The organism is Streptomyces sp. NPDC002513, from assembly GCF_053595355.1.
Genome location: NZ_JBSFXK010000006.1, coordinates 170,817 through 192,135, shown reverse-complemented (window position 1 = coordinate 192,135; position 21,319 = coordinate 170,817). Strand labels below are relative to the sequence as shown.

The following is a 21,319-nucleotide window of genomic DNA, read 5'->3' as shown; positions in this document are numbered from 1 at the left end:
TCGACCGAACCAGCTACAAAGCCACCACCAGCATCGAAATCCTTGCGGCCGCAAGCCCTTGACAACGTGCCCCAGCCACAAACTTCACGGCCTTGGTGCTAGTGCCCCGGCAGGCAACGTTCGCCCCGTCGCGACGCCCGGCGGACACGGTCACCGGCTGACAGCTCCGCACGCTGCCCACCCCCCGCTCACGCGTCGTCCCCGCCGCCCGCAAGACCGCCCCGCCCGTCTCCGGCCACCGCCCTCAAAGCGTCGGTCCGGCGGCTGACACACTGTTTCCATGCGCATTGTGGTTCTGGCAGGCGGCATCGGCGGTGCCCGGTTTCTGCGTGGTCTGAAGCAGGCCGCGCCCGACGCGGACATCACGGTCATCGGCAACACCGGCGACGACATCCACCTCTTCGGGCTGAAGGTCTGCCCGGACCTCGACACGGTGATGTACACACTCGGCGGCGGCATCAACGAGGAACAGGGCTGGGGCCGGTCCGACGAGACCTTCCACCTCAAGGAGGAGCTCGCGGCGTACGGCGTGGAGCCGGAGTGGTTCGGGCTCGGCGACCGCGACTTCGCCACACACATCGTGCGGACGCAGATGCTGGGCGCCGGCTATCCGCTCAGCGCGGTCACCGAGGCGCTGTGCGACCGCTGGAAGCCGGGGGTCCGGCTCCTGCCCATGTCGGACGACCGCGTGGAGACCCATGTCGCCGTCGAACTGGACGGCGAGCGCAAGGTGATCCATTTCCAGGAGTACTGGGTGCGGCTGCGGGCCTCCGTCCCGGCCGAGGCGATCGTGCCGGTCGGCGCCGAGCAGGCGAAGCCGGCCCCCGGCGTCCTGGAGGCCATCGCCGAGGCGGACGTGGTGCTCTTCCCGCCGTCCAACCCGGTGGTGTCCATCGGCACGATCCTCGCGGTGCCCGGCGTCCGGGAGGCCATCGCGAACGCCGGGGTGCCGGTGGTGGGCCTCTCCCCCATCGTCGGGGACGCGCCCGTACGCGGCATGGCCGACAAGGTGCTCGCGGCGGTCGGGGTCGAGTCGACGGCCGCGGCGGTCGCCGAGCACTACGGCTCCGGACTGCTGGACGGCTGGCTCGTCGACACGGTGGACGAGCCGGCCGTGGAGCGCGTCGAGGCCGCGGGCATCCGCTGCCGCGCGGTGCCGCTGATGATGACCGGCTTGGAGGCGACGGCCCGGATGGCCCGCGAGGCGCTGGCACTGGCCGAGGAGGTGCGAGACGCTTGAGCGGCGGGCTCACCAGGGGCGAGGACGGCGGGGCCGGGGGGCTCACGGCCGGCGAGGCGCGCGGTTACCGCGTGTGGGCCGTGCCCGGACTGCCCGAGATCCGTGAGGGCGACGACCTGGCCAAGGTCATCGCCACGGCGGAGCCCGGGCTCGCCGACGGGGATGTGCTCCTCGTCACCTCGAAGATCGTGTCCAAGGCCGAGGGCCGCGTCGTCCGGGCGGACGACCGGGAGGCCGCCATCGACGCCGAGACCGTGCGGGTCGTGGCCCGGCGCGGGCCGCTCAGGATCGTCGAGAACCGGCAGGGTCTGGTGATGGCCGCTGCCGGGGTCGACGCCTCCAACACCCCGGCGGGGACCGTGCTGTTGCTGCCGGAAGACCCCGACGCGTCCGCGCGGGCCGTCCGGGACGGGCTGCGGGACACGCTCGGCGTCGAGGTCGGCGTGATCGTCACGGACACCTTCGGGCGGCCGTGGCGCACCGGACTCACCGATGTCGCCATCGGGGCCGCGGGCGTACGGGTCCTGGACGACCTGCGCGGCGGCACGGACGCGCACGGCAACCCGCTGAGCGCGACCGTCGTCGCCACCGCCGACGAACTGGCCGCGGCGGGCGACCTGGTCAAGGGCAAGGCCGACGGTCTGCCCGTCGCCGTCGTACGCGGGTTGCCGCACCTGGTGGCCGGGGACGGCGACGAGGGCGCGCGGGCGATGGTGCGCGGCGCGCGCGACGACATGTTCCGGCTGGGCACCTCCGAGGCGGTACGGGAGGCGGTGACCCAGCGGCGCACGGTGCGGGCGTTCACCGACGAGCCGGTCGACCCCGGCGCCGTGCGCCGCGCGGTGGCCGCCGCCGTGACCGCGCCGGCCCCGCACCACACGACACCGTGGCGGTTCGTGCTCCTGGAGTCCGGGGAATCGCGGACACGGCTGCTGGACGCGATGCGGGAGGCGTGGATCGCCGATCTGCGGCGGGACGGGAAGAGCGAGGAATCGATCGCGAAGCGGATCCGGCGCGGCGACGTGCTGCGCAACGCGCCGTACCTCGTCGTGCCCTGCATGGTCATGGGCGGCTCCCATCCGTACGGCGACACGCGGCGGGACACCGCCGAGCGGGAGATGTTCGTGGTCGCCACCGGCGCGGGCGTACAGAACCTGCTGGTGGCGCTCGCCGGGGAGCGCCTGGGCTCGGCCTGGGTGTCGTCGACGATGTTCTGCCGTGACGTCGTGCGCGAGGTACTGGAGCTGCCGGAGACCTGGGAGCCGATGGGGGCCGTGGCGGTGGGGCATCCGGCCGAGGAGCCGAGGCCCCGGCCGGAGCGGGATCCGGGAGCCTTCATCGAGGTGCGGTGAGCGCGCGAAGCGCCGGACGCGGAGTGCCGTGTCCGGCCGGGGGGCGCGTGGTGCGGACAGTCGTCCCGGCACGGCTCGCGCGCGCTCTACTCTCTTAAGACAGGCCGCTGTCTTAAGACACGTCACGCCCCAAGACCCGCCAGTCTCCCTAGGACTCCCTCCGTGGCCGGACGCTTCCCCCACCGCCCCACCCCCACGACCGTGCGCGGTGGGCATGTCGTCGTACCCACCGGTGTGCCGCGGCAGGGCACGGCCCGGGGCCGGCGGCGGACCTGGGCGCCGCCCGGCCCGCTCGACCTCGGACTGGTGCTCGGGCCGCTGCGGCGCGGGCCCGCCGACCCCACGTTCCGGGCGATCCCGGACGGCTCGGTGTGGCGGGCCAGTCATACCCCGCAGGGGCCGGGCACCCTGCGGGTCGCGCTGCGGTACGGGATCGCCGAGGCGGAGGCCTGGGGGCCCGGGGCGGAGTGGCTGCTCGAACAACTGCCCGAGATGCTCGGCGCGTCGGACGACCCGGACGCCTTCGAGCCGCGGCACCGGCTGCTCGCGCTGGCGCGGAAACGGCGCCCCGGGCTGCGGCTGACGCGAACGGGCCTGGTCCTGGAGTCGCTGATCCCGTCGGTCCTGGAGCAGAAGGTCACCACGGACGAGGCGTACCGGGCGTGGCGGCTGCTCGTACGGAGATTCGGAGAACCGGCGCCGGGTCCCGCGCCGGAACGGATGCAGGTGATGCCGGCCCCCCGCGCCTGGGCGCTGATCCCGTCGTGGGAATGGCACCGCGCCGGCGTCGACGACAAGCGGGCGTCGACGGTCCTGCGGGCGGTGCGGGTCGCCGCGCGGCTGGAGCAGGCGACGGGGATGGAGCCGGCCGAGGCGCAGGCGCGGCTCGAAGTGGTGCCGGGGATCGGACCGTGGACCTCCGCGGAGACCGTGCAGCGCAGTCACGGGGCGGCGGACTCGGTGACCGTCGGGGATCTGCATCTGCCGGGGATCGTGGGGTACGCCCTCGCGGGGAACCGGCATGCCGACGACGAGATGATGCTCTCGCTGCTGGCGCCGTACGCGGGTCAGCGGCACCGGGCGGCGCGGCTGATCCTGCTGAGCGGCTCCGTACCACCGCGCCGGGCCCCACGGATGCGGCGCGGGGACATCGGGCGACTGTAGGGGGTTAAGAGGTAAGAGGAGTGAGGGAGCAAGGCCGGGGCGGGCCGGTGCTCCCAGCCCGCCCCGGCCCTCACCCGCTCGCGCGTCCTTACTGGTCCGACGAGAACCGCACCGCGCCCGCGGGGATCCTCGCGTCGCACCAGACCCGTACCCCGTCACGGAGTTCGTTGTCCGCGCCGACCACCGCGCCGTCGCCGATGACCACGCCCGTGAGGACCGAGCGTTCGCCGATCCGGGAGCGCGCGCCGATCAGGGAGTCGGTGATGACCGCACCCGGTTCCACCACCGCGCCGGAGAGCAGCGTGCTGCCCGAGATCCGGGCACCCTCCCCGACGAACGCGCCCTCGCCCACCACCGTGCCGCCCGTCAGTTTCGCGCCCGTGGCGACCGAGGCCGTCGGCAGGATCAGACGGTCGCCGCAGCGGCCGGGCACCGCGGGAGACGGGGCGCGGCCCAGGACCAGGTCCGCCGAGCCGCGCACGAAAGCGGCCGGAGTGCCGAGGTCGAGCCAGTACGTCGAGTCCACCATGCCCTGGAGATGGGCTCCGGCGGCCAGGAGGTCGGGGAAGGTCTCCCGCTCCACCGAGACCGGGCGGCCCACCGGGATGGTGTCGATCACCGAGCGGCGGAAGACGTACGCCCCGGCGTTGATCTGGTCGGTGACGATCTCCTCGGGTGTCTGCGGCTTCTCCAGGAATGCCGTGACCCGGCCCGTCTCGTCCGTGGGGACCAGGCCGTACGCCCGCGGATCCGCCACCTTCGTGAGGTGGAGGGAGACGTCCGCGCCCGTCGACTCGTGGGTGTGCACCAGGGCGCGGATGTCCAGGCCCGTGAGGATGTCACCGTTGAAGATGAGGACCGGGTCGTCGGGGCCCGAGTGGAGGCGGCTCGCCACGTTGCGGATGGCGCCGCCCGTGCCGAGCGGCTCCTCCTCCGTCACGTACTCCAGCCGGAGGCCGAGGTCCGACCCGTCGCCGAAGTAAGGCTCGAACACCTCGGCGAGATAGGACGTGGCGAGCACGATGTGCTCGACTCCCGCCGCCCTGGCCCGCGCGAGCTGGTGCGTGAGGAACGGGACCCCTGCCGCCGGAACCATGGGCTTGGGGGTGTGCACCGTGAGCGGGCGTAGCCGGGTGCCTCTGCCGCCGACCAGGAGGATCGCTTCTGTCACCTGTCGTCTCTGCTTCCTGCCGGGACCGGCCGAACTGTCCATCGGCCGGCCAGTGTATGCAGACCGTGTTATGAGGACCGCTAAAGGCGTTATGAGGACCGTTAGAGGCGCCTTCGATGACAGTGGGGTGTCCTTCGACGGCCGCGTGGGGAGACGTCCCCCCCACACCTTCGTGCGGATGAACTCGTACGGCGTGTACGGGGCGTCGTACGGTGTCGTGCCGGTCACCGTACGACGTCCCGCGGGCGGTCCCGTGCGACGTCCCGCGACCGCCCCGTCCTCAGCGGCCCTGGTAGCGGGCCGCGTTGAGGCGGACCAGGCCGAGTTCGCCGTAGAGCAGCCGTCCGGGGCACTCCGTGGCGAATCCGTCCCGATGGCCGGAGATCACGTTCAGTCGTACGTTCTCGCCCTTTGGGTAGAGATTGCCACCCGCGGACTCCAGATATGTCTTGGCGCGCGGATCCATGCCGAAGAGGCCGAGTTTCCACGCGGTGAGGCGGGCGAGAGCGTCCACGGCGGCGGCCGACGGGGCGGTGGCGGAATAGGAGCCGATGACGGCGACTCCCATGGTGTCGCTGTTGAAGCCGAGGGTGTGGGCGCCCATCACGGGCTTCTCCACGCCCCCGGCACGGCCTTCGTAGATGTTTCCGCACTTGTCGACGAGGAAGTTGTAGCCGATGTCCCGCCAGCCGCTGCTCACCACGTGGTAGCGGTAGATACTGCGGATGACGGAAGGGGCCTGGGAGCAGCTGTAGTTGTTGCCCGAGGCGGTGTGGTGCACGAAGGCCGCCTTCACGGTGTCCGTGTAGAGGAAGTCCGGCTCGCGCAGACTCTCGTCGGCACCCCAGTCGCTGCGCGAGACGATGCGAGGGCGCGGGGCGGCGTACGGCTGCTGCGCCGACGCGTCTTCCCCGGCCGCCTCCCCTGCCTTCGCCGTCGGCTCCTTCGCGCTCCTTGTCCCCGCTGAATCCTGCGGATCCCGCGGATCCTTCCAAGGCCCCGGGATTCCCAAGGCGTTGAGGGGAGCGAGACCGGCGTCGACGGCGGACACGATCGCTTCGGCGCCCGCCGCCGGGTCCGGCGCGTCCACGCCCGGGCGGTCCGGCTGCTCGGCGGGCTGCGAGGGCACCGCGGGGGCGTCCCGTGGCTCCCGGCCCGGGTCGACCAGTTCGACGCGGAGGCCGTCGGGGAGCTTCGGGGCGCGGGTCGCGCCGGATTCGGCCTCCTCCGCGCGCACCGACACCTGCACGCCGTCCGAGGCGCCCACCCACAACGGCGCCGTCGCTCCGCGCATCCGGCGTGAGCGGCCCTCCCCGGTGTCCGGGTCGGGGCCGTGATCCTGGTTCTGCGCCTCCAGTTCCTGCCAGCCGGACCACCGGCCCGTGCCGTTCGCCCGGGTACGGATCCGGACCCGGCCGTGGAGTTGGGCGGCCGGGTCGTCCCAGACGACACCGACCAGTGAGAAGGAGCGCACGGTCTGCGGGGCGAGCCCCCGCTCGGCTGCGCCATCGGGAGCGCGCGAGACGGTGAGGGGTGGGAGAGGGAGTGACTGGGTGCTGCCGGAGACGGCCGGCCCGGCGACCGGCCCGGCCGCCGTGGCCGGGGGCGCGAGGGGCAGGGTGAGGACCGCGCAGCTGACACCGATCGAGGAAGCAAGGAATCCACGCATAGCCACGATCTTGGACATAGTCAGACATATATGTCCATCAAGGAACTGACGGGTCGTCGGATTCGCTCGGCCGAACCAGTGGCTCGTCGCCCACCCGCCGCGCCGCCCCCAGCCACCGCCCCCGCGTACGCTTGCGCGCGTGAACGCCACCGACCGCACCCCTGCCGACCTGCTGCGTTCCGCGCTCGCCGCGGACCCCTCGCGCCCCCTGGTGACCTTCTACGACGACGCCACGGGCGAACGCGTCGAACTCTCCGTCACCACCTTCGCCAATTGGGTGGCCAAGACCGCCAACCTCCTCCAGGGCGACCTCGCCGCCGAGCCCGGCGACCGGGTCGCGCTGCTGCTGCCCGCTCACTGGCAGACGGCGGTGTGGCTGCTCGCGTGCGCGTCCGTGGGCGTCGTCGCGGACGTCGGCGGCGACGCGGCGGCCGCGGATCTCGTCGTCAGCGGGCCCGACACGCTGGACGCGGCGCGCTCCTGCTCCGGGGAGCGCGTCGCCCTCGCCCTGCGCCCCCTCGGCGGCCGCTTCCCGCAGCCCCCGGACGGCTTCCTCGACTACGCGGCCGAGGTGCCGGCCCAGGGCGACCGCTTCCAGCCGTACGCGCCCGTCGCCCCCCAGGCCCCGGCGCTGATCGTCGCCGGGGCGGAGTACACGGGCACGGAGGTCGTGGAACGGGCCCGCGCCGACGCGCCCGCCCTCGGCCTGACCGGGCCCGGCTCACGGCTGCTGTCCGGGTTGCCGTACGACACGTGGGAGGGGCTGAGCGCCGGGCTGTACGCGCCCCTGGCCACGGGGGGCTCGGTGGTGCTCTGCCGGCACCTGGACCTGCTCGGCGAGGACGCGCTCGCCCAGCGGATCGAGAGCGAACGCGTGACGGCCACCGCCACCACCACCGCCACCGGCCGCTGAGCGGTCCGCCGCGCTCGGCGGGCGCCCACGAGGGCCCCGCGACGACGGACGACCCACACGCGCCCGGCACGGACGGGCCACCCCCGCCCCGCACGGACGGGTGACCCCGCCCTACCTGTCCGCGCAGGCGGAGAACCCCCACCCGCACGAGCGCGCGCCGGACGCGCCCACCCGCACCCGCCCCGGCGCGCCCCCGCCGGGGCCCCGCCCCCCGTTCGGACCAGCATCAGCCGCCTCCCGGCCCTCTCCCGGGCCATGGTCGTAAGAGCCCGACACGCTCGTACGCCGCAAGGGGGTGCACCCGGCAGTGACGATCCACGGCACCGCGTGGCGGCCACCCCGTCGGCGCCGGCGCTGGGTGCGCCGCTCCGCGCTCGGCCTCGCCGTGCTCGTGCTCGGGGCCAGCGGGCTCGGGTGGGCCGCGTACGAGAAGCTGAACTCGAACATCACCGCGGACAACGACGCCGCGTCCGAGCTGGCCCGGTACGACAAGGAGCGGCCCACCGCGCTGGTGCACGGCGCGCAGAACATCCTGATCATCGGGTCCGACCGGCGGTCGGGCGCCGGCAACGGCCAGTACGGGCATGACTCCGGGTCCGAGCGGTCCGACACCGCGATCCTGCTGCACCTCGCGGCGAACCGGCGCACCGCCACCACCGTGTCCCTGCCCCGGGACCTCATGGTGGACGTGCCGAGCTGCGGGCGGCCGGACGGCAGCCGCACCGAGCCGGTGTTCACGATGTTCAACCACGCCTTCGCGACCGGCGGTTCGGCGTGCACGGTGCGCACCGTCGAGAAGCTGACGAACATCCGGATCGACCACTTCATGGTGGTCGACTTCAACGGCTTCAAGGAGATGGTCGACGCGCTCCACGGCGTCCCGGTGTGCCTGAAGGAGCCGATCGACGACAAGGCCGCCAGGCTGAAGCTGCCCGCGGGCAAGGTGACGCTCAACGGCGAACAGGCGCTCGGCTATGTGCGCGCCCGCAAGAGCCTCGGCAACGGCAGCGACACCGAGCGGATGGGACGCCAGCAGCTCTTCCTCGGCGCGCTGGTCGGCAAGGTGCGCAGCAACGACGTCCTGCTGAATCCGGTGACCCTCTATCCGGTGCTGGACGCGGCCACCTCGGCCCTGACCACGGACCCGGCGCTGGCGAGCCTGCGCGGGCTCTACCAACTCGTGCGGGGGGTGCGGGGCCTCAGCGCCGAGCAGGTGCAGTTCCTGACCGTGCCGCGTACCCCGTACCCGGGCGACGCCAATCGCGACCAGCTCATGGAGCCCGAGGCGCGGAATCTCTTCGCACGGCTGCGCGCGGACCAGCCGGTCGAGGTCACCAGGGAGGTTCCGGCCCATTCACCCGCGCGTACGAGCCATAAAACGGTCGGCTCCGGTGACGGGGCGGAGTCGTACGGCGACGGAATGTCCGGCGGAAAGCCGCCTGTTGCCCCCGGTGTTCCTGTGCGGAGTCCCGAACCCCCGCCCACTTTCCGCGGGAACACGGCCGCACAGGACGCGTGCGGGTAGGGTGCGCACCACGGCGGAGAACGTATGAGCTAAGAACTCTCTGAGAAAAAGGGCGGATTGCCCGGTTGTAGGAGAGTGGAATGTGTCACCGCCGTCGCTCGATACTCAACCGGGCGGATAGTGTGAGCGATCCGGTGCCACGCCCGTGAGGTCCGTCCTGGGTCACGCACCGGCTGAAGAGACCCGAGCGCCTCGAGGGGGAAGGCGCCGCGTGGCCCCGACGGAGGATTCGGACAACCGTGGACGCGCAAGGCCGTGGGCGGGCGGACAACATCGACCCCGCAGACCAGTGGGTACTCAACCCGGACACCGGCGAATACGAACTGCGACTGAGCCCTTCCGCACCGCAGTCGGCCGTGCCGAGGCCCCGCCGGGGTGCTCCCGCGCCGGATGCGCCGGAAGGCACCCGCAGAGCGCGCGGTTCCCGGGGGCCGGCCCCGGAGACAGCGCCACCGGACACCGTCCCGGGACCGCGCCGGCGCCGGGGGGCACCCGAGGAGCCGCCGCCGGGGCGGCGGCGTGGGCGTACGAAGCCCAAGAAGGGCAGGGCGAAGAAGGTACTGCTGTGGACCGGCGGCAGCATGGCCTTCGTGCTGGTCGCGGTCTCCGCGGCGGGCTACCTCTACATCAAGCACCTCAACGACAACATCACGTCCGTGCCGGACGACGGCGCGAGCACCGGTGGCTTCCAGAAGGACAAGGCGATCAACATCCTGTTGATCGGCACCGACAAGCGCACCGGCAAGGGCAACACAGGATACGGCGACGCCGGCAGCGTCGGGCACGCCGACACCAACATCCTGCTGCACGTTTCCAAGGACCGGACGAACGCGACCGCGCTGAGCATCCCGCGCGACCTGATCGTCGACAACATCCCGGACTGCCCGACGACACAGCCCGACGGCACGACCAAGGTCATCCCCGGCACGCAGAACGTCCGCTTCAACACGAGCCTCGGCCAGGACGGCCGCACACCGAGCTGCACCATGCGCACGGTCACCGAGCTGACCGGCATCACCCCGGACGACTTCATGGTCGCCGACTTCAACGCGGTCAAGACGCTGACGACGGCCGTCGGCGGTGTCGACGTGTGTCTGGGCAAGGACATACACGACCCGGACTCGCACCTCAATCTGAAGAAAGGCATGCGCCACATCGAGGGCGAGACGGCGCTGGCCTTCGTACGGACCCGGCACGCCGTGGGCTTCGGCGGCGACCTGAGCCGGATCGGGCTGCAGCAGCAGTTCCTCAGCGCGCTGATGCGCAAGCTGAAGTCGAACTCCACGCTCAGCGATCCGACCAAGATGCTGGACGTGGCGGAGGCGGCCACCAAGGCGCTGACCGTCGACTCGAAGATCGACAGCATCGGCAAGCTCAAGGACCTCGGCCTGGAGCTGGGCAAGCTCAACCCCAAGAACCTGACGTTCACGACGGTGCCGGTCCTCGACAACCCCGCCGACGGCGCGGTCAAGAAGACGGTCATCCTCGACCCCACCTTGGCACCCCAGGTCTTCGACACCATCAAGGCGGACGTCTCCTTCAGCGAGGTCAAGAAGAAGGAGAAGGCCGCGGTGGACGCGCGGCTCAAGGGCTCCCGCTCGGCCGCCTCCGACATCCGCGTCGACATCTACAACGGCGGCGCCAAGGGCGGCAGCGCGCAGGAGACGCTCAACTGGCTGCAGAACACCGAGGGCGTGACAAAGTCCAGCCAGCTCGGCAACGCGGGCGTCACGCTGGCCAAGACGACCCTCGAATACGCTCCCGACCAGGCCGACCAGGCACGCAAGCTGGCGGACCTCATGGGCTTGCCCGCGTCGGCGTTGAAGCCGGGCAAGAGCGAGAACAACGCCCAGGGGCTGCCCGCGATCGTGCTGACCCTCGGCAAGGACTTCAAGGGTGCCGGGGTGTCGATGACGGCGCCGACCAAGGCGCCGGACGTCGTCAAATCCACGGCGGACAAGGTTCAGTGCGCCAAGTGACCTGAAGGGCCTGTCATACGTCTTACCGGACGTATGACAGGCCCCTTCAGTGGCGCAAGGGTGGGAGGCAGGGAATTGACGCAAAGCAGTGTGCGCGGGGAGGGAACACGACCAGCCGTCCGGCAGGCTCAGGCCCCGGACCGGGACGGTTCGCACACGGACGCCGCCCCCGCGGACGGTTCGGGCGGCGCCGATGACCCGGAGGCGGGCAGGGGGGAGCGCGGCAGACCTCGGCGCCGGGGAGGGCGCCGCATAGTGCGGTGGTCCGCGATCACTCTCGCGGTGCTGATACTCGGCACCGCCGGCGGGGGATACCTCTACTACCAGCACTTGAACGGCAACATCCGCAAGGGCCAGCGCAACAGCGGAGACTCCAAGGCCGCGAAGGCGGCGCCGAACGCGGCGGGCCAGACACCATTGAACATCCTGCTGATCGGCTCCGACAGCCGTAACTCAGCGGCGAACCTGAAGCTGGGCGGGAGCAAGGAAAGCGTGGGGAACCCGCCGCTCGCGGACGTCGAGATGCTCATCCACCTCTCCGCGGACCGCAAGAGCGCCGCGGTGGTCAGCATTCCGCGGGACACCCGCGTCGACATCCCCGCGTGCAAGGACCCCGACACCGGCAAGACCTATCCGGCCACCAACGACATCATCAACGTGTCACTTGCCCGCGGCGGAGCCGGTTGCACCCTCGCCACCTGGGAGAACCTCACCAAGGTCTATATCGACCACTGGATGACGATCGACTTCTCGGGCGTGGTGAACATGGCCGACGCCGTCGGCGGGGTCGACGTCTGTGTGAAGCAGAACGTGTGGGACCGTCCGCTGCCCGGTGTACCGGGTGGCTCCGGCCTGAAGCTGACGGCCGGCACGCACAAGGTCCAGGGCACGCAGGCACTTCAGTGGCTGCGCACGCGGCACGCCTTCTACAGCGACCTGGGGCGTGCGCAGGCCCAGCACATGTACCTGAATTCGATGATCCGCACGCTGCGGAAGCAGAACGTCTTCACCGACACCGGGCGGCTGATGAACCTGGCGGAGGCGGCCACCAAGTCCCTGAAGGTCTCCGAGGAGATCGGCACGGTCAAGCAGCTCTACGACCTCGGTACGCAGCTCAAGACGATACCGACCGATCGCATCACCATGACGACCATGCCGACGGTCGAGGACCCGCTGGACCGCGACCACCTGGTTCCGGCGGGCGCCGATGCCGACAAGGTGTGGGCGATGATCCGCGGCGACGTTTCCTTCGACAAGGGCGGCACGTCGTCCGGCAAGGGCGCCGCGTCGTCGGCGAGGAAGACCACGTCGGCGAGCACGGCGGGGGCCACCAAGGCCCCGGCGGACGCGGACGACAAGATCGGTGTGATCGTGCAGAACGGCACACGCTCCTCGACGCTGGCTCCCGCGAGCGGTCGGGCGAGCGCGGTGGCCCGGGTACTGGCGGGGAAGGGCTTCACCAGGGTCACGGCCGACACCACCAACGCCACGGCCGAGAGCAAGACGGTCATCCGCTACCCGAGCGCCGAGCTGGAGGGTGACGCCCAGCGCATCGCCGACGCGCTCGGGATTCCGCTGACCTCGGTGGAGAAGTCGACCGACGTGTCCGGGGTGACCCTCGTCGTGGGCGCCGACTGGCGCTCGGGCGCGGACTATCCGAAGCAGTCCGTGCCGAAGGCGGGGGACGTCCCCGAGAGCGCCGACGCGATCAACGGCTCGGAGTCCGGCTGCATGGACGTGTACTCGCCCTACCGCTGGTAGGCAGTCCTCGGGTGGACGGCCCACGGGCCGTCCACCCCACCGGGTCGGGGCCTGCCGCCACGGCGGGCGAGGACCCACGACGGTCCACGACGGCCTACGAAGGCCCGGAATACAGACGTCGTCCGTCAGACGGTGGTTGACCGCACCGCCGGGCGCCGCGAGGCGATGACCTTCCGCGCCAGTGACTTCGGGCTGGCCAGAAAGCCCCAGCCCCACGACATGTGCATGGTCGCGAGGGCGACGGGAATCCGCACCCGCGCCCGCAGCGGCAGTCCCTTGCCCGCGGGGACGGACCCCAGGACGATCGCCGCGAGATAGCCGCCGGGGATCACAAAGGCCCACGGGGTCAGCGCGGCGCCCGCCACGAGACCGGCCGCGATCGCGCAGACAGCGGCCGGCGGGGCGAGATAGCGCAGGTTGATGGAGCCCTCGTGGTAGCGGGCGACGACATGCCGCCACCGCCCGTAGTCCTTGTACTGCTTGGCCAGCGCCCGCACGCTCGGCCGGGGCCGGTAGGACACCCTCAGCTCCGGCGAGAACCAGATGAGCCCGCCCGCCTCACGGATGCGGAAGTTGAGCTCCCAGTCCTGGGCGCGGATGAACTCCTCGTTGTAGCCGCCCTGCTGCTCCAGGGCCTCGCGCCGGAAGACACCCAGGTAGACCGTCTGAGCCGGACCGGCCTCGCCACCGGTGTGGAAGGCGGCGTTGCCGACCCCGATCTTCGAGGTCATGGCCGCGGCGACGGCGTGCTCCCAGTCGTTCTCGCCCTCGGCGTGCATGATGCCGCCGACGTTCTGCGCCCCGGTCTCCTCAAGGAGGCGGACGGCGGTGGCGATGTAGTTCGGCGAGAGCATGCCGTGGCCGTCCACGCGCACCACGATCGGGTGGCGGGAGGCCTTGATCGCGGCGTTGAGCGCGGCCGGCGTCCGGCCGGTCGGGTTCGGGACCGTGTGCACGCGCGGGTCCTCCCGGACCAGCTCGGCCGCGATCTCGTCCGTGCGGTCCGCCGAGGGACCGAGGGCGATCACGACTTCCATCTCGCCGGCGTACTCCTGGGCGAGGATCGCTTGGACGGCTCCGCGCAGATGCCGTTCCTCGTCGAGCACGGGCATGATCACGGAAACGGCGGGGAGCCGCACGTCGGGATTGGCGTTCATAGGAGGCTCACGTTACCGCGAACGGGGGACACCGATGCGCGCCGCCCGGGCGCCGCCCGGGGCCCCGGATCGCATCGGCCTACGGTGCCCAGGGATGCCCCATCCAGCTCCGCGGAGGTCTCCCCCGTGCCCACCCCGACCCGCTCGCCCGCGCGCCCTCAGCCGGCCCGCCGCTCCCCCGCCCGGCGGCCGCCCGTGCGGCGGAGGAAGACCGGCTGGACCATGCGGGCGGTCACCACGCTCTCCGTGGTGGTGCTCGCCTCGGCCGGCATCGGGCACGCGGTGATCACCAGCCTCGACGAGGGCATCGGCCGGGTCGACCCGTTCCAGGACATGAAGGACCGTCCCGCGGCCGGCCACGGCATGAACGTCCTGCTGGTGGGCACCGACGGACGCGACAGGATCACCGAGAAGGAGCGGCGCACCTTCCGTCTCGGCGGCGCGCCCTGCCACTGCACCGACACGATCATGATCGTGCACCTGTCGGCGGACCGGGACCGGGCGACCGTGGTCAGCCTGCCGCGCGACTCCTACGCTCAGGTGCCGACGCATCCCGGACACGCGACCGGGCAGCGGCAGGACACCCACCCGATCCGGCTGAACGCGGCGTACGCGGAGGGCGGCCCGAACCTGACCGTGCGCACGATCGAGAACATGACACACCTGAAGATCGACCACTATCTGGAGGTCGACTTCGTCAGCTTCATGAAGACCGTGGATGTGCTCGGCGGGGTCCGGGTGTGCACCCCGCAGCCGCTGAAGGACCGCTACACCGGACTGGACCTGCCCCCGGGCACCCACCTCCTGGGCGGCGGTCAGGCACTGCAGTACGTGCGCTCACGGCATGTGGACGGCGCCTCCGACCTCGGCCGGATGCAGCGGCAGCAGCGGTTCCTGGCGGCGCTGATCGACCAGGCGACCTCCTCCGGCGTCCTGCTGAACCCACTGAGGTTCCGGGAGGTGACCCGGGTCGCGCTCGGCTCGGTGCGGGCGGACCCCGGCTTCGGCACGGACCAACTGCTCGAACTGGGCCGGGCGATGCGGAACTTCTCGCCGCGCTCGTCGGAGTTCACGACCGTGCCGATCGGGGAGGTGGCCTACGAGGTCAAGGGCCTCGGTTCGACGGTGAAGTGGGACGACGCGAAGGCGCGGGCGCTGTTCGCGTCCCTGCGCGACGACAAGCCGCTCGCCTCGCCCCGGCCGCCGCGGAAGAAGGGCCCGGCCGCGGTCGAGGTGGAGGTGGACCCCCAGCAGATCCGGGTGCAGGTGGAGAACGGGACGGCCACGGAGGGACTGGGCAAGCGGGTGGACGACGGCCTCGCGGCCACCGGGTTCCGCACCACGCGCCGGCCGGTGAACGCGGCTGACCAGGCGGCGCGGCGCACGGTCATCGTCTACGACCCGCGCTGGGACCGCTCGGCGAAGTCCCTCGAGGCGGCCCTGCCGGGCAGCGAGCTGCGCGCCACACCGGGGCAGGGGCCGACGCTGAAGGTGATCGCGGGGACCGACTTCAAGGAGGTACAGCCGGTGAGGACGGCCCCACCGCCGGCCGCCCCGGGACCGAGCCCGGCGGTAGTGACCGGGGACGAGGTGGTGTGCCCGTAGGGCCGGGGCGGGCCGGCCGTCACTCCTCGTAGCCCTGCGCAGCCCTCTTCTCCCGCAGTTCCCTGATCGCGCGGCGGCGCGCCAGCCGGTGGGTGCGGCGGATCTGGGCCTCCTGGTAGCGGCGCCGGTCCCGCTCCGTCTCCGGGACGACCGGCGGCACCCGCCGCGGCTTGCCGTCGGCGTCGACCGCGGTGAAGACGAGGTACGCGGAACCGACCTGGGTGGGCGGGGTGGACTCGTTCCAGCGCTCGGCCAGCACCCGCACCCCGACCTCCATCGAGGTGCGTCCGGTCCAGTTGACCTGGGCCTTCACATGGACCAGGTCGCCCACCCTGACCGGCTCGAGGAAGACCATCTCGTCCATCGACGCGGTGACGGCCGGGCCGCCGGAGTGCCGGCCGGCCACGGCGCCCGCCGCGTCGTCGACGAGTTTCATGATCACGCCGCCGTGCACCGTGCCCAGCAGGTTGGTGTCGTTGTGGGTCATGATGTGGCTGAGGGTGGTACGGGACGCGGAGGTGGGCTTCCCGGGTATGCCACCCGCGGATTCGCCCGAAATTTCCGATTCCGGGGCGGAGGTCTGGTCTGTCATGCCGCCCACCTTATGCCGGGGGGCGGCGGCAAAGACTTTGTGTCGGCTTCGCAACAGCCCTGACCCCGTTTCCCGCGACCCCTTGTCCGGCCCACACCGGGACCCTGCACACTGGGGCGCATGAACGATTGGCCCGAGGGATGGGACGACGGCCGCGGCAACCGCTACGGACGCGGCAGCACCAACGCGCAGCCCGAGGGCGCGCGGGTGATGCGCCAGGTCCGGCGTCAGCCGGGCGGAACGGGCGGCCCTCAGGCCGCGCCGCCGTACGGCGGGGTTCCGCAGCAGCCGTCGTACGACGACGGATACGGCGGCTACGACAGCGACTACAACACCGGCCAGGTCTACGGCGCGCCGCCCGGCCGCCCGCAGGGACCCGGCGGCCACGGCCCGGGGGGCGCGCGCCCGGCGCCGAACTGGGGCCGCCGGATCAAGTGGACCGCGATCACCCTGGTCACCCTGCTGGTGGTGACGTCGGTGGCCACGTACTTCTGGGCCGACTCCAAGCTCCACCGGGACGTCGACCTCTCCAAGGTCATCGACCGGCCGGCCGCGGGCGCGGGCACGAACTACCTGATCGTCGGCTCCGACAGCCGCGCGGGCATGTCCGCCGAGGAGAAGAAGAAACTGCACACAGGGTCCGCGGAGGGCAAGCGGACGGACTCGATGATGATCCTGCACGTCGGCAGCAACGGCGACACGCTGATATCGCTGCCCCGTGACTCGGACGTGGAGATACCCACGTACAAGGGCTCGACGTCCGGCAAGGTCTACCAGGGCACGGGCCGCCACACGAAGCTGAACGCGGCCTACGCGGAGGACGGCCCCGAACTGCTGGTCCGCACGATCGAGTACAACACCGGCCTGCACATCGACCACTACGTGGAGATCGGCTTCGCCGGCTTCGCGAACATCGTGGACGCGGTCGGCGGTGTCCAGATCACCATCGACAAGGGCTTCAAGGACAAGTACTCGGGCGCCGACTTCAAGGCGGGCACGCAGACCCTGAACGGCGAGCAGGCCCTCGCCTTCGTCCGCACCCGGCACGCCTTCGCCGCCAGCGACCTGCAACGCACCAAGAACCAGCAGAAGTTCCTCTCCGCGCTGGCCCACCAGGTCGCCACCCCGGGCACGGTCCTCAACCCCTTCAAGCTCTACCCGACGATGGGCGCGGGCCTGGACTCCCTGACGGTCGACAAGGGCATGAGCCTGTGGGACCTGGGATCCATGTTCTGGGCGATGAAGGGCGTCAGCGGCGGCAACGGCACATCGATGAACATGCCGGTCTCCGGCTCCACCGGCGGCAATCTGCTGTGGGACAAGGCCAAGGTCAAGACGCTGGTGAACGAGCTGAAGAACGACGAGAAGGTGACGGTCACGGGCAACTGAGCCGTCCCCTGAGCATGGGCCCGCCGAACGGAAGCGATGCGGCGGGGCCCTCGCGTCGAGACGGACCCGCCCGCCTTTCCGCTCCCGGGTCAGCCGGCGCGGGGGCAGAACGGGCGCGCGGCGGGATCCGCGTACACCCGGAAGGTGCGCGAGTCCGGCGTCCGGGAGGCGGGGTCGGGCGCCCGGGCGGTGGTGCAGAATGCGACAGGACGCCGGTCCGGCCGACTGAGCCTCGGCCGGACCGGCGTCGCTCGTCTTCTTCTTTACTTACGCGGTCGGGCGGCCCATCGCGCGGTACGTCCACCCGGCCCGGCGCCACCGCCCGGAGTCGAGCGCGTTACGGCCGTCGAGGATCACCTGGGAGGCCACCGCCGCGCCCAGCTCCGCCGGATCCAGCTCGCGGAACTCGCGCCACTCCGTCAGATGCAGCACGACGTCGGCGCCCCGGACCGCCGCCAGGGCGGAGTCGGCGTACCCGAGCGTCGGGAACATCCGCCGGGCGTTCTCCATGCCCTTGGGGTCGTAGACCGTGACCTGGCCGCCCTGGAGGTGTATCTGCCCGGCGACGTTCAGCGCCGGCGAGTCGCGTACGTCGTCGGAGTCCGGCTTGAAGGTAGCGCCGAGCACCGCGACCCGCTTGCCGAGGAACGAGCCGCCGCCCAGCGCCTCGCGCGCCATCTCGACCATCTGGCCGCGACGGCGCATGTTGATGGAGTCGATCTCACGCAGGAAGGTCAACGCCTGGTCGACGCCCAGTTCGCCCGCGCGCGCCATGAACGCCCGGATGTCCTTCGGCAGACAGCCGCCGCCGAAGCCGATGCCGGCCCGCAGGAACTTCTTGCCGATCCGGTCGTCGTGCCCGATGGCCTCCGCGAGCTTGGCCACGTCGCCACCCGCGGCCTCGCACACCTCCGCCATCGCGTTGATGAAGGAGATCTTGGTGGCGAGGAAGGAGTTCGCGGAGGTCTTCACCAGCTCGGCGGTCGGGAAGTCGGTCACCACGAAGGGCGAGCCCTCGGACGTCGGGGTCGCGTACACCTCGCGCAGCAGCTTCTCCGCCCGCTCACCGCGCACCCCGACCACGATCCGGTCGGGGTGCAGCGTGTCCTGGACGGCGAAGCCCTCCCGCAGGAACTCCGGGTTCCAGGCCAGCTCGGCGTCCCGGCCCGCGGGCGCGTGCTCGGCGAGATAGGCGGCCAGGCGGTCCGCGGAGCCGACCGGCACGGTCGACTTGCCGACGACGAGGGCGGGGCCCGTCAGATGCGGCGCGAGGGAGGCGAACGCGGCGTCGACGTACGACATGTCACAGGCGTACTCGCCGTGCTTCTGCGGGGTGTTCACACAGACGAAGTGGATGTCGCCGAACTCGGCCACCTCGGCCCAGTCCAGGGTGAACCGCAGCCGCCCGGTGGAGCCCTCGATGCCTGCGACGTGCTTGCGGAGCAGCTCCTCCAGACCCGGTTCGTACATGGGGACCTGGCCGCGCTGCAGCATCTCGATCTTCTCGGGGACGACGTCGAGACCGAGCACCTCGAACCCCAGCTCGGCCATGGCCGCGGCGTGTGTGGCGCCGAGATAGCCGGTGCCGATCACGGTGATCTTGAGGCTCATGGGTGCTCCCGTCCAATAGGTGCCGGCGCATCGCGCCGCCCTTGAGGGGTGGTGGTCGGGCGGCGGGTGGACACGGCGGTGAATCGGTGCCCGAGCATAGCCGGGCACCTCGGCGGGCAGGTTTCCCGTTGTCGCCAAGCTCACGTATCACTCGCGTGGGCGTACCCCTAAAATTTGGGTTACTTAACGGTAATTAGCGTCAGCACAGCCTCTTTGGAGCGTGAGAGACCTTGGCCGGATCGGCTGACTTCGACCTGTACCGCCCGTTGGAGGAGCACGACATGCTCCGCGACGCCATCCGCTCGCTGGCCGAGGCGAAGATCGCGCCGTACGCCGCCGCGGTGGACGAGGAGGCCCGCTTCCCGCAGGAGGCGCTCGACGCTCTCGTCGCGGGTGACCTGCACGCGGTGCACGTGCCCGAGGAGTACGGCGGCGCGGGCGCGGACGCGCTCGCCACGGTCATCGTGATCGAGGAGGTGGCCCGCGTGTGCGTGTCCTCCTCCCTCATCCCGGCCGTGAACAAGCTCGGCTCGCTGCCGGTGATCCTCTCCGGCTCCGAGGAGCTGAAGAAGAAGTACCTGGGCCCGCTGGCCAAGGGCGACGCGATGTTCTCGTACTGCCTGTCCGAGCCGGAGGCGGGCTCCGACGCGGTCGGCATGAAGACACGGGCCGTGCGCGACGGCGACCACTGGGTGCTCAACGGCGTGAAGCGCTGGATCACCAACGCGGGCGTCTCCGAGTACTACACGGTCATGGCGGTGACCGACCCCGATAAGCGCTCCAAGGGCATATCCGCCTTCGTCGTCGAGAAGTCGGACGAGGGCGTCTCCTTCGGCGCCCCGGAGAAGAAGCTCGGCATCAAGGGCTCCCCCACCCGCGAGGTCTACTTCGACAACGTCCGCATCCCGGCGGACCGCATGATCGGCGCGGAGGGCACGGGCTTCGCCACGGCGATGCGCACGCTCGACCACACCCGGATCACCATCGCCGCCCAGGCCCTCGGTGTCGCCCAGGGCGCCTTCGACTACGCCAAGGGCTACGTCAAGGAGCGCAAGCAGTTCGGCAAGCCGATCGCCGACTTCCAGGGCATCCAGTTCATGCTCGCCGACATGGCGATGAAGATCGAGGCGGCCCGCCAGCTCACCTACGCGGCGGCGGCCAAGTCCGAGCGGGGCGACGGCGACCTCACCTTCCAGGGCGCCGCCGCCAAGTGCTTCGCCTCGGACGTGGCGATGGAGGTCACCACGGACGCCGTCCAGCTCCTCGGCGGCTACGGCTACACCCGCGACTACCCGGTCGAGCGCATGATGCGCGACGCCAAGATCACCCAGATTTACGAAGGCACGAACCAAGTTCAGCGGATCGTCATGGCAAGGAACCTTCCCTAGCAGGGTCCCACAAGGGAGTCCTGGGCGGATGCCAGGCTGGAAACGGCCGCTGACCTGCACAGACAACGCAGCCCCCGGCATGACGCCGGGGGCTGTTCTCGTATGCGGATCAGGCGACCTCCGACGCCTCCGTAGGGTCGTCGGCACCAACAGATCGTGCCCCGAGTACAACAACAACGACCCTCGCTGCGTCGAGGTGGCAACGAACGTTCCCGGCAAGGTGGCCATCCGCAACTCTGAGACCGGTGGGACGGTTGAGTTCACTGCCATCGAGTGAACCGACTTCCTGACCGGTACCAAGCTGGGCGAGTTCGACTTGTCAGCGTAGGGAGTCCTCATGCGGCAGTGCCCGCAGTGCGGCGGCGGCGCAGAGCCCGACCCGGAACACTCCGAGGTGTTGTGGTGCCTGTCGTGCTGGCTCGTCTGGACGCCGCCGCGTGAACGATCCTGTCCCGGTCACCGGCCGATGCTGATCACTGCGCTCCGCAGGCTGGAAGAGGACCGGGATCTACACCGCTGAACCGCCCCGCACTCCGCCCCGTCGTGTGCCTCCCCCGTGGCGCGCGGCGGGGCTTCTGCATGACCAATGATGGGCCGACCTTCTCCGACGTTTCAGTGATCATGGGGAAATGCTGAGGAGGCCCCCGCTGAGAGGGGCGAACATGCAGGTCAGAGTCGACCTGAGGGGTCCGGCGAGTCCGGCAGGGCTTCCGGTTCGTTCGGGCCCCTTCCGGTCCGCGCGGGCGAGGTCCCGCGCGGGTGCCGGTGATGGTCGAGGGGCGGAGCGCGGCGCAGGGGCGGCG

General features: G+C 71.3%; 15 protein-coding genes. 10 read left to right on the top strand and 5 right to left on the bottom strand.

Annotation, left to right across the window (positions count from 1 at the left end):
* The first annotated feature begins 280 nt into the window (after positions 1-280).
* From cofD to ACWD5Q_RS07030, 3 genes are all read left to right on the top strand, one after another.
* On the top strand, positions 281-1,240 hold the full coding sequence (cofD, locus tag ACWD5Q_RS07040) for a 2-phospho-L-lactate transferase (RefSeq protein ID WP_451425996.1): 960 nt from the start codon (positions 281-283) through the stop codon (positions 1,238-1,240).
* On the top strand, positions 1,237-2,592 hold the full coding sequence (locus ACWD5Q_RS07035; protein WP_451425995.1) for a coenzyme F420-0:L-glutamate ligase: 1,356 nt from the start codon (positions 1,237-1,239) through the stop codon (positions 2,590-2,592). The genes cofD and ACWD5Q_RS07035 overlap by 4 nt, the downstream gene beginning before the upstream one ends.
* 162 nt (positions 2,593-2,754) lie before the next feature.
* Entirely contained in the window at positions 2,755-3,756 is a 1,002-nt protein-coding gene (locus ACWD5Q_RS07030; protein ID WP_451425994.1) for a DNA-3-methyladenine glycosylase family protein, read from the top strand.
* An 88-nt stretch (positions 3,757-3,844) separates the two neighbouring features.
* Here the strand turns inward: ACWD5Q_RS07030 and ACWD5Q_RS07025 are convergent, their stop codons facing one another.
* On the bottom strand, positions 3,845-4,927 hold the full coding sequence (locus ACWD5Q_RS07025; protein WP_451425993.1) for a sugar phosphate nucleotidyltransferase: 1,083 nt from the start codon (positions 4,925-4,927) through the stop codon (positions 3,845-3,847).
* Positions 4,928-5,207: 280 nt separating this feature from the next.
* The gene (locus ACWD5Q_RS07020) at positions 5,208-6,596 is read right to left on the bottom strand and encodes an N-acetylmuramoyl-L-alanine amidase (protein WP_451425992.1); all 1,389 of its coding nucleotides are present in this window, start codon (positions 6,594-6,596) and stop codon (positions 5,208-5,210) included.
* A gap of 139 nt (positions 6,597-6,735) precedes the next feature.
* On the opposite strand from ACWD5Q_RS07020, the gene ACWD5Q_RS07015 reads away from it, so the two are divergent.
* From ACWD5Q_RS07015 to ACWD5Q_RS07000, 4 genes are all read left to right on the top strand, one after another.
* Positions 6,736-7,509 (top strand): TIGR03089 family protein, encoded by a 774-nt coding sequence (locus tag ACWD5Q_RS07015; protein ID WP_451425991.1) that lies wholly within the window; start codon positions 6,736-6,738, stop codon positions 7,507-7,509.
* 313 nt (positions 7,510-7,822) lie between these two features.
* On the top strand, positions 7,823-9,034 hold the full coding sequence (locus tag ACWD5Q_RS07010) for an LCP family protein (protein ID WP_451426006.1): 1,212 nt from the start codon (positions 7,823-7,825) through the stop codon (positions 9,032-9,034).
* A gap of 239 nt (positions 9,035-9,273) precedes the next feature.
* Entirely contained in the window at positions 9,274-11,013 is a 1,740-nt protein-coding gene (locus tag ACWD5Q_RS07005) for an LCP family glycopolymer transferase (protein WP_451425990.1), read from the top strand.
* A gap of 33 nt (positions 11,014-11,046) precedes the next feature.
* Entirely contained in the window at positions 11,047-12,774 is a 1,728-nt protein-coding gene (locus ACWD5Q_RS07000) for an LCP family protein (RefSeq protein WP_451425989.1), read from the top strand.
* A gap of 125 nt (positions 12,775-12,899) precedes the next feature.
* Here the strand turns inward: ACWD5Q_RS07000 and ACWD5Q_RS06995 are convergent, their stop codons facing one another.
* On the bottom strand, positions 12,900-13,931 hold the full coding sequence (locus ACWD5Q_RS06995) for a glycosyltransferase family 2 protein (RefSeq protein ID WP_451425988.1): 1,032 nt from the start codon (positions 13,929-13,931) through the stop codon (positions 12,900-12,902).
* A gap of 126 nt (positions 13,932-14,057) precedes the next feature.
* Between ACWD5Q_RS06995 and ACWD5Q_RS06990 the strand changes: the two genes are divergently transcribed.
* Positions 14,058-15,536 carry an LCP family protein gene (locus ACWD5Q_RS06990; protein ID WP_451425987.1) on the top strand — a complete coding sequence of 493 codons (1,479 nt, stop codon included), beginning with the start codon at positions 14,058-14,060 and terminating at the stop codon, positions 15,534-15,536.
* Positions 15,537-15,555: 19 nt separating this feature from the next.
* Here the strand turns inward: ACWD5Q_RS06990 and ACWD5Q_RS06985 are convergent, their stop codons facing one another.
* Positions 15,556-16,128 (bottom strand): acyl-CoA thioesterase, encoded by a 573-nt coding sequence (locus tag ACWD5Q_RS06985; protein ID WP_451425986.1) that lies wholly within the window; start codon positions 16,126-16,128, stop codon positions 15,556-15,558.
* A 120-nt stretch (positions 16,129-16,248) separates the two neighbouring features.
* Between ACWD5Q_RS06985 and ACWD5Q_RS06980 the strand changes: the two genes are divergently transcribed.
* The gene (locus ACWD5Q_RS06980) at positions 16,249-17,517 is read left to right on the top strand and encodes an LCP family protein (protein WP_451425985.1); all 1,269 of its coding nucleotides are present in this window, start codon (positions 16,249-16,251) and stop codon (positions 17,515-17,517) included.
* Between the two features lie 267 nt (positions 17,518-17,784).
* Here ACWD5Q_RS06980 and ACWD5Q_RS06975 read toward each other — a convergent pair whose 3' ends face one another.
* Positions 17,785-19,128, bottom strand: coding sequence for a UDP-glucose dehydrogenase family protein (locus ACWD5Q_RS06975; protein WP_451425984.1), 1,344 nt, complete (start codon positions 19,126-19,128; stop codon positions 17,785-17,787).
* Between the two features lie 230 nt (positions 19,129-19,358).
* Here ACWD5Q_RS06975 and ACWD5Q_RS06970 point away from each other — a divergent pair, with 230 nt between their 5' ends.
* Positions 19,359-20,516, top strand: a complete 1,158-nt coding sequence (locus tag ACWD5Q_RS06970; protein ID WP_451425983.1) for an acyl-CoA dehydrogenase — start codon at positions 19,359-19,361, stop codon at positions 20,514-20,516.
* Positions 20,517-21,319: the final 803 nt, after the last annotated feature.

Bases quoted from the DNA above. Each gene is read 5' to 3' on its own strand.
- cofD (WP_451425996.1), top strand. From the start codon at position 281: ATGCGCATTGTGGTTCTGGCAGGCGGCATCGGCGGTGCCCGGTTTCTG.
- ACWD5Q_RS07020 (WP_451425992.1), bottom strand. From the start codon at position 6,596: ATGCGTGGATTCCTTGCTTCCTCGATCGGTGTCAGCTGCGCGGTCCTC.
- ACWD5Q_RS07000 (WP_451425989.1), top strand. From the start codon at position 11,047: ATGACAGGCCCCTTCAGTGGCGCAAGGGTGGGAGGCAGGGAATTGACG.
- ACWD5Q_RS06995 (WP_451425988.1), bottom strand. From the start codon at position 13,931: ATGAACGCCAATCCCGACGTGCGGCTCCCCGCCGTTTCCGTGATCATG.
- ACWD5Q_RS06985 (WP_451425986.1), bottom strand. From the start codon at position 16,128: ATGACAGACCAGACCTCCGCCCCGGAATCGGAAATTTCGGGCGAATCC.
- ACWD5Q_RS06980 (WP_451425985.1), top strand. From the start codon at position 16,249: ATGAACGATTGGCCCGAGGGATGGGACGACGGCCGCGGCAACCGCTAC.
- ACWD5Q_RS06975 (WP_451425984.1), bottom strand. From the start codon at position 19,128: ATGAGCCTCAAGATCACCGTGATCGGCACCGGCTATCTCGGCGCCACA.